The organism is Pseudomonas entomophila (genome assembly GCF_029193575.1).
GTDB classification, from domain to species: Bacteria; Pseudomonadota; Gammaproteobacteria; order Pseudomonadales; family Pseudomonadaceae; genus Aquipseudomonas; species Aquipseudomonas entomophila_G.
Window position 1 is genome coordinate 1 of the sequence record NZ_JARGCS010000039.1, and the last position, 8,367, is coordinate 8,367.

Here is an 8,367-nt window from a genome sequence, read left to right on the forward strand (position 1 = left end):
TCCTCTTCATGGTTGGTGCTGGAGAGGAATACCGAGCTGAGCTTGTCGAAGCTGAGCTTGCCGTCCGGTTTCGGGTAGTCGATCTTTTTCGCCTCGGCGGCCAGCTTCAGGCAGGCGTGGTCCGGCTTGGTGTCGTGCAGGGTGAACGGCAGCTTGCCGCCGAACCCGTTCTGGTCGACGTAGTTGAAGGCCGCGCCGAAGATCGGCCCGAACTTGTGCATGGCCGGGCCGAAGTTGCGGCTGGCGTACAACTCGTCATACAGCCAGCTGGCCTTGAACGCGTCGACGTAGCGGTTCAGCGCATCGCCGCCCTCGCTGCCGGCGAGCAGCGCCTCGGCCACCGCGTCGGCGGCGAGCATGCCGGATTTCATCGCCGTGTGACTGCCCTTGATCTTGGCGAAGTTCAGGGTGCCCAGGTCGCAGCCGATCAGCGCGCCGCCGTTGAACACCATCTTCGGCAGCGAGTTCAGGCCGCCCTTGCAGATGGCGCGGGCGCCGTAGCTGATGCGCTTGCCGCCTTCGAGGTACTGGCTGAACACCGGGTGGTGCTTCAGCCGCTGGAACTCGTCGAAGGGCGACAGGTAGGGGTTGGAATAGGACAGGTCGACGATCAGGCCGACCACCACCTGGTTGTTTTCCAGGTGGTACAAGAAAGAGCCACCGGTGTTTTCGGCGCTGGCCACATCCAGTGGCCAGCCCGCCGTGTGGACAACCAGGCCAGGCTCGTGCCTGGCCGGGTCGATTTCCCAGATTTCCTTCAGGCCGATGCCGTAGTGCTGCGCGTCGGCATCGCTGTCGAGGTTGAAGCGTTCGATCAACTGCTTGCCGATATGGCCGCGACAGCCTTCGGCGAACAGCGTGTACTTGCCGCGCAGCTCCATGCCCGGCGTGTACAGCCCGTCCTTGGGCTGGCCTTCACGGTCCACGCCGAGGTCGCCGGTGACGATGCCACGGACCACGCCGTCGTCATCGAACAGCGCTTGCTGGGCGGTGAAGCCGGGGTAGATCTCCACGCCCAGGTTCTCGGCCTGTTGGGCCAGCCAGCGGCACAGGTTGCCCAGGGAAACGATGTAGTTGCCGTGGTTGTGCAGGGTTTTTGGCACGAACAGGCCAGGCACCTTGACCGAACGGCGCTCATCCCTGAGCACATGGATATCATCGCGCTTGACCTCGGTGTGCAGCGGCGCGCCGAGTGCTTTCCAGTCGGGGAACAGCTCGCTCAGGGCGCGCGGTTCGAAGACCGCCCCCGACAGGATGTGGGCGCCGACCTCGGAGCCTTTCTCGACCACGCAGACGCTGATCTCGCTGCCGGCTTCGGCGGCCTTCTGCTTCAGCCGGCAGGCGGCGGACAGGCCCGCCGGGCCTGCGCCGACGATAACCACGTCAAATTCCATGTATTCACGTTGCATGCAATGTTTCCTTAGGGCAATCCGTTCGGGCCTGTTACCACAGGGGCAGGCTGTAGCTGACGATGAGGCGGTTCTCGTCGATCGCCCGGTCGAAGTTGCTGCGCAACGCGGCATTGCGCCACTTGATCCCGAGGTTCTTCAGCGGGCCGCTCTGGATGACGTAGCCCAGGTCCATGTCGCGCTCGCGTTCGCGGCCGTTGCCACTGCCGCCGGGCAGCAGGGTGTCGATGTCGCTGCCGTACAGGTAGCGCGTCATGAACGTCAGGCCCGGAATGCCAAGGCTGGCGAAGTCGTAGTCGTAGCGCACCTGCCAGGATTTTTCGTCCTTGTTGGCGAAGTCACTGATCTGCACGAAGTTCACCAGGTAAGGGTCGGCGCCCCTGATGGTGGCGAAGCCGGTTTCGCCTTTCATCTGCTGATAACCCAAGCCCAGCGCGTGCCCGCCATTGCGGTAGGTGAGCATGCCGTTGAGCACCTGGTTGTCGATGTTGCTGGCACTGCCGCCGTTGGAGTCCGCCCAGCGCAGGTCGGCCTTCAACGACGACTTGTCGCTCAGGGGCACCTGGTACTGGAGGGCGAGGAAGTGCTGGCGGTAGAAGTTCTCGAGGTTGCCGTAGTAGTAGCTGGTGCTCAGCGACTTGTTCCATTGGTACGTGCCACCGGCGAAGTCGAAGTGATTGGCAGTGGGGCTGCCCGTCACCCGCACATTGCGCTTCACCCCCGTGTTGAGCTGCAGGTCTTCGTAGTCGGAAGAGTCGCGCTGGTTGACTTTCTCCAGCCGCGCGGCATCCAGCGACAAGCCCTCGACCTGCGCCGAGTTCAGCCAGGTGCCACGGAACAGTTGCGGTTGCAGCCGCGAGTCGTTGATCTGCACCACCGGCACTTTCGGTTGCAGGGTGCCGCTCTTGAGCGTGGTGCGGGAAACACGCACCTTGGCCGTCAGCCCCAGCTCGCCATATTCGTCCTTGGCGCGCCCGTCGCTGCCGCGCTTGAGCAGGCCGGTGGTGGCGCGGTCCGGGCTGGAGTCGAGCTTGAGCCCGAGCAGGCCGATCGCATCCACGCCCACGCCGACCGGGCCGCCGGTGTAGCCCGACTCGAAGCGCAACTGGAAGCCCTGCACCCATTCCTCGGCCTTGTGCGGGGCATTGCTCTGGCGCTGGTCCTGGTTCAGGTAGAAGTTGCGCAAGTCCAGCGAGGCCTTGCTGTCCTTGATGAAGTCAGCGTGGGCGGCACTGGTGCTGCAACCCAAGGCGACTGCGGAAAACATCATCAAACGAGTGTTCATCTTATTATTGTCCTTGTGTCGATGGAGGTTTCTTGCGGGCGAACGCCACCCTTGCCTGAATCAGCGCAGAAAAGAGGGATCGCCCGTTTCGCCGCCCGTGGCGGCGTAGGTCTGAAACGCGAGGAGGGTTAGTGGTTCTGCGAATGGAAGCGTGGGCTACGCATCACCACACCCACCAACAGCCCGCCCAGCAGGCTGATGCCCGCCGCCACCAACAGCCCCGAGTACAGGGTGCCCGTCATGCTTTTCATCAGGCCCAACAGCCAGGGGGTGAGGAAGCCACCGAAGCTGCCCAGGGTCGTCACCAGGGCGATACCGCCCGCGGCACTGGCACGTGGCAGGAACGAGCCGGGAATGGTCAGGTACAGCGGGAAGCCGCCGAAGATGCCGAACGCCGCGATGCACAGGAACACCATGGCCACGGTGAAGTCCGAGTGGAACAGGCACAGGCCGACGAAACCGAAGGCGGTGAGCAGGCTGCAACCCACGAAGTGCCAGCGGCGCTCGAGGAAGTAATCGGAACTGCGCCCCACCAGGTACATGCTGATTACGCCGACCACGTAGGGAATCGCCGAGAGCGGGCCGATGCGCGACACGTCGGTGACGCCCAGCTCCTTGATGATCGATGGCCCCCACAGCGACAGCGTGGTCACCGAGGACACGACGGTGAAGTAGCCCAGCGCGGTGATGTAGATGCGGCTGTCCTTGAGGAACGACAGCATGCCGGCGTGCTTGGGCCCTTGGTCGACGTTGGTGATTTCGTCCTGCAGCAATTGCTTTTCACGGTCGTTGAGCCAGGTGGCCGTTTCCGGGCGATCCGTCAGGTAGAAGTAGGAGAACACCCCGAGGATCATGGTCGGCACGCCCATGTAGAGGAACAGCACCTGCCAACCCGCCAGGCCGAAATGGCCGGCGAACTGGGTCATGATGCTCCCGGCCAGCAGCCCGCCGAGAATGCCGGCGATGGGGTGGGCCATCAGCAGCAACGCGGTGATCTGCGCCTTCTTGTCGGTCGGGAACCAGTAGGTCAGGTACAGCACCACCCCTGGCAGGAAGCCCGCCTCGGCCATGCCCAGCGCCAGCCGCGCGAAGTAGAACTCGTTGGGGGTGCGGATGAACAGGGTCAGTGCCGTGACCAGGCCCCATAGCACCATGATGCGCAACAGGGTGCGACGCACGCCGTGCTTGTGCAGGTAGATGTTGCTGGGCACCTCGAACATCATGTAGCCGAGGAAGAACAAACCTGCGCCAAAGCCGTACACCGCCTCCGAGAACCCCAACTGGGTGAGGAATTCGAGCTTGGCGAAACCGACGCTGGCGCGGTCGAACACGGCCATCAGATAGCCGACGAACAGGCAAGGGATCAGCCTGAAGCCTATCTTGCGATAGACCGAGTCGCGCCACCGCTGGTGGCTCGCGGCTGAATTAGCCGTTTGGTTTTGAAGGGACGACATAGATTTCACCTTTGTATTTTTGTTTGTAAATGGTGTTCCCGCGACCAGCGCGAGGTACATCGTGCTTGCTGATTGGCAACCCTTGCCGGTCTTATCCATACCGCTCCATGCCTGGCCCGCAACTGCGGGCCAGGGCATCCCTGAAGTCTGGGTGGGCAATGGCGACCAGGCGCCGCGCCCGTTCGGCCAGGCCGCACCCGCGAAGGTCGGCGATGCCGTATTCGGTGACGATGAGGCCGGCGTCTGCCCGTGGGGTGCTCACCGGGCCGCTCAGCCGCTCGACGATTCGACTGTGCGCGCCGCCCAGCGCCGTTGCCGGCAGGGCGATGATCGGCAAGCCCCCGCGCGAGGCGTGCGCGCCGCGCATGAAGTCCAGGGTGCCGCCCACCGCGCCCACGTAGGCGCCGCCCGCCACCTCCGCATTGATCTGCCCGGTGAGGTCGACCTCGATGGCCGAGTTGATGGTCACCAGGCGCTCGATGCTGGCCAGTACCTCCAATGCATGGGTATAGGCCGTCGCCCGCACCTGCACCTGGGCGTTGCGATGGGCGAACCGGTAGAGCGCCTGTCCGCCGAACAGCACGCCCGCCACCGTCACGCCGCGATCGACGGTCTTGCGCGCGTTGGTGATCACCCCCAGTGCCATCAGCTCGGCGACCTTGTCGCCGATGGCGCCGGAGTGGATCCCCAGGTCTCGATGCGAGCGCAGGCCGTCCAGCACCAGCTCCGGCAGGCTGCCGATGCCCAACTGCAGCGTGGCGCCATCCTCCACCAGCCCGCCGATATGCCCGGCAATGCGCCGGCCGACCTCGTCGGGCAGCGCAGGGGCCAGCTCCAGGGGCGGGCGCGCGGTACGCACCAGCACGTCGAGGTCGGCGCGCTCCAGGCGTTCACCGAAGGTCCACGGCGCCTGTTCGTTGACTTCGGCGATCACCAACCGCGCGCGCTTGACCAGCGGCACCAGGTACTCGGCGGCCACGCTGAAACTGAAACCGTCCGGCCCTTCGGCGACCTGCAGCAGCAGCACGTCCACCGGGTCGAGCAGCCGCGCCAACTGCGAGTAGTGGCTCGGCAGGATGTCCAGCTGCTGCTCGCGCGCCAGCGCACGGTTGCGCGAGGCGCCGCAATAGGACTGGTACCGCACCTGCCCGGCATGCGCGGGGCTGACCGCCGCCGACAGGCTCAGGCCCACGAAGGCGCGGAAGTGGCCGATCGCTTCGCGCTGCGCCATCAGGCGTTCGGTCAGGGCCACCGGTTCGGCCCCGCCCTGGCCCCAGACCACCCGGTCGCCGGGGCGGACGAGGGCGCTGAAGTCCAGGGCGTCTAGGCTGATTTCGTCAGTCATGCTGGCACCCTCAGGCCCGCTCGAAGATCGCGGCGAAGCCTTGCCCACCGCCGATGCACATGGTCTCCAGCGCGTAGCGGCCCTGGCGGCGCTCCAGCTCATGCAGCATCGAGGTCAGGATGCGCATGCCGGTGGCGCCCACTGGGTGCCCCAGGGAAATGCCCGAGCCGTTGACGTTGAAGCGCTCGGCATCGTGCCAGCCCCAGCCTTTGGTCACCGCCAGGGCCTGGCAGGCGAAGGCTTCGTTGAGTTCCACCAGGTCCATCTGTTCGAAGCCAAGGCCCGTGCGGGCAAACAGCTTGTGCACCGCGGGCACCGGGCCAATGCCCATGCTGGCCGGCTCGCAGCCCGCCGCAGCCCAGCCGACCAGGAAGGCCATCGGCTCCAAGCCCAGCGCGTGCAACTGGTCTTCGGCCACCACCAGGCAGGCGGCGGCGGCGTCGTTCTGTTGCGAGGCATTGCCGGCCGTGACCGTGCCACCGGGCATCACGGCGCGCAGGGCGGCGAGCTTTTCCACCGTGGTGTCGCCGCGCACGCCTTCGTCACGGCTGACCAGCACGGGCTCGCCCCGGCGTTGCGGCACGCTGATCGGCACGATCTCCCGGTCGAACAGCCCCGCCTCCCAGGCCTTTGCCGCGCGCTGTTGACTGCGCGCGGCAAAGGCATCGGCGGCCTCGCGGCTGATCGCATAATCGCGGGCCAGGTTCTCGGCGGTTTCGATCATCCCCGAGATCCGCCCGAAACGGTGCTCGGGTTGGGAGCGTTCGCGCCCACGGTCCAGGCGGTCATGCAAGGTGACGGAGCCGGCGCGCGAACCCCAGCGCATGTCGGTGGTGTAGTACTCGATGTTGCTCATGCTCTCGACACCACCGGCCAGCACCACGTCGGCGGCACCGGTCTGCACCATCATCGCGGCGCTGGCGAGGGCCTGCAGGCCACCGCCGCAGCGACGGTCGACCTGCATGCCCGGCACGCTCACCGGCAGGCCGGCCTCCAGGGCGATCCAGCGCCCCACGCAGGGGGTTTCGGAGTTGGCGTAGGACTGGGCGAACACCACGTCGTCGATGCGCTCGGGGTCCAACCGCGTCTGGGCCAGGATGGCCTTGACCACCTCGGCCCCCAGGCGCTCGACCGGCACGCCGCGAAGGCTGCCACCGAAGGCGCCGACAGGGGTGCGGCGGGGTGCGACGATTGCTGCTCTTCTCATCGGGGCGCTCCTCAGAGTGCGTCTTGCAATTGTGGGACGAGTTCGAAGAGGTCGCCCACCAGGCCGTAGTCGGCGACCTGGAAGATCGGCGCTTCTTCGTCCTTGTTGATCGCGACGATCACCTTGGAATCCTTCATGCCCGCCAGGTGCTGGATCGCGCCGGAGATACCGACGGCGATGTACAGCTGCGGGGCGACGATCTTGCCGGTCTGGCCGACCTGCATGTCGTTCGGCACGAAGCCTGCGTCGACCGCGGCGCGCGAGGCGCCAACCGCAGCGCCGAGCTTGTCGGCCAGGGCGTACAGGTGCTTGAAATTGTCACCGTTGCCCATGCCACGGCCGCCGGAAACGACGATCTTGGCAGCGGTCAGCTCGGGGCGGTCGGACTTGGCCAGTGCTTCGCCAACGAAGACCGACGTGCCGGCGTCGTGGGCGGCGGCGACGGTTTCGACGGCAGCCGAACCCCCTTCGGCGGCCACGGCGTCGAAGCCGGTGGTACGCACGGTGATGACTTTCACCGCAGCGCTCGATTGCACGGTGGCAATGGCGTTACCGGCGTAGATCGGGCGCTTGAAGGTGTCGGAGGATTCAACGGCGATGATCTCGGAGATCTGGTCGACGTCCAGCAGCGCGGCGACGCGCGGCAGGATGTTCTTGCCATTGGTGGTGGCCGGGGCCAGCACGTGGCTGTAGCCGCTCGCCAGCTCGACGATCAGCGGCGCGACGTTTTCCGGCAGGGCGTGGGCGTAGGCGGCGTTGTCCGCGACCAGCACCTTGGCAACGCCGGCGATCTTGGCGGCGGACTCAGCGACGCCACCGACGTTCTGGCCTGCGACCAGGACGTGCACATCACCACCGATCTTGGCGGCAGCGGCGACAGTGTTCAGGGTGGCCGGGGCAACGGCACCGTTCTCGTGTTCAGCGACAACCAGGATAGTCATTTAGATTACCTTCGCTTCGTTCTTCAGCTTCTCGACCAGTTCGGCCACCGACTTGACCTTGATACCCGCGCTGCGGGCAGCCGGCGCTTCGACGTTCAGGGTCTTGGTGGTGGAGGCGGTGGAAACGCCCAGCGCGTCTGGCGTCACGGTCTCCAGCGGCTTCTTCTTGGCCTTCATGATGTTCGGCAGCGACGCGTAGCGTGGCTCGTTCAGGCGCAGGTCGGTGGTGACGATCGCCGGCAGGTTCAGCGCGACGGTCTGCAGGCCGCCATCGATCTCGCGGGTGACGTTGAGCTTGTCGCCAGCCACTTCCACCTTGGAGGCGAAGGTGCCCTGGGCGTAGCCGGTCAGCGCAGCCAGCATCTGGCCGGTCTGGTTGTTGTCACTGTCGATGGCCTGCTTGCCAAGGATCACCAGCTGCGGCTGCTCCTTGTCGACGAGGGCCTTCAGGGCCTTGGCCACGGCCAGGGAATTCAGCTCATCGCTGGTCTCGACCAGGATGGCGCGGTCGGCACCCAGCGCCAGCGCGGTGCGCAGTTGCTCCTGGGCGGCGGTCGGGCCGACGGCGACAGCGACGATCTCGGTGGCCAGGCCTTTCTCTTTCAGGCGCACGGCCTCTTCCACGGCGATTTCGCAGAAGGGGTTCATGGACATCTTGACGTTTGCAAGGTCGACGCCGGAGTTGTCCGCCTTGACGCGAACCTTGACGTTGTAGTCGACCACTCG

The 8,367-nt window shown here is 65.8% G+C and carries 7 protein-coding genes; all 7 read right to left on the reverse strand.

The genetic code is table 11. The annotated features are described in order from the left end of the window. Positions 1–1,409: NAD(P)/FAD-dependent oxidoreductase (locus P0Y43_RS18915; RefSeq protein ID WP_275638783.1), on the reverse strand; the 1,409-nt coding region annotated here is incomplete at its 3' end. 34 nt (positions 1,410–1,443) lie between these two features. Beyond that, a complete protein-coding gene (locus P0Y43_RS18920) occupies positions 1,444–2,694 on the reverse strand; it encodes an OprD family porin (RefSeq protein ID WP_275638784.1) in 1,251 nt (416 codons plus the stop codon). A gap of 128 nt (positions 2,695–2,822) precedes the next feature. After that, positions 2,823–4,148: an MFS transporter gene (locus P0Y43_RS18925; protein WP_275638785.1), complete on the reverse strand. Its 1,326-nt coding sequence runs from the start codon at positions 4,146–4,148 to the stop codon at positions 2,823–2,825. Positions 4,149–4,239: 91 nt separating this feature from the next. Next, complete coding sequence (locus tag P0Y43_RS18930) at positions 4,240–5,493, reverse strand: acetyl-CoA hydrolase/transferase family protein (protein ID WP_275638786.1); 1,254 nt, start codon at positions 5,491–5,493, stop codon at positions 4,240–4,242. A gap of 10 nt (positions 5,494–5,503) precedes the next feature. Beyond that, the gene (locus P0Y43_RS18935) at positions 5,504–6,700 is read right to left on the reverse strand and encodes an acetyl-CoA C-acetyltransferase (RefSeq protein WP_275638787.1); all 1,197 of its coding nucleotides are present in this window, start codon (positions 6,698–6,700) and stop codon (positions 5,504–5,506) included. 11 nt (positions 6,701–6,711) lie between these two features. Beyond that, positions 6,712–7,641 carry an electron transfer flavoprotein subunit alpha/FixB family protein gene (locus P0Y43_RS18940; protein WP_275638788.1) on the reverse strand — a complete coding sequence of 310 codons (930 nt, stop codon included), beginning with the start codon at positions 7,639–7,641 and terminating at the stop codon, positions 6,712–6,714. After that, positions 7,642–8,367, reverse strand: a 726-nt coding sequence (locus P0Y43_RS18945; protein WP_275638789.1) for an electron transfer flavoprotein subunit beta/FixA family protein, incomplete at its 5' end; no start/stop codon positions are given.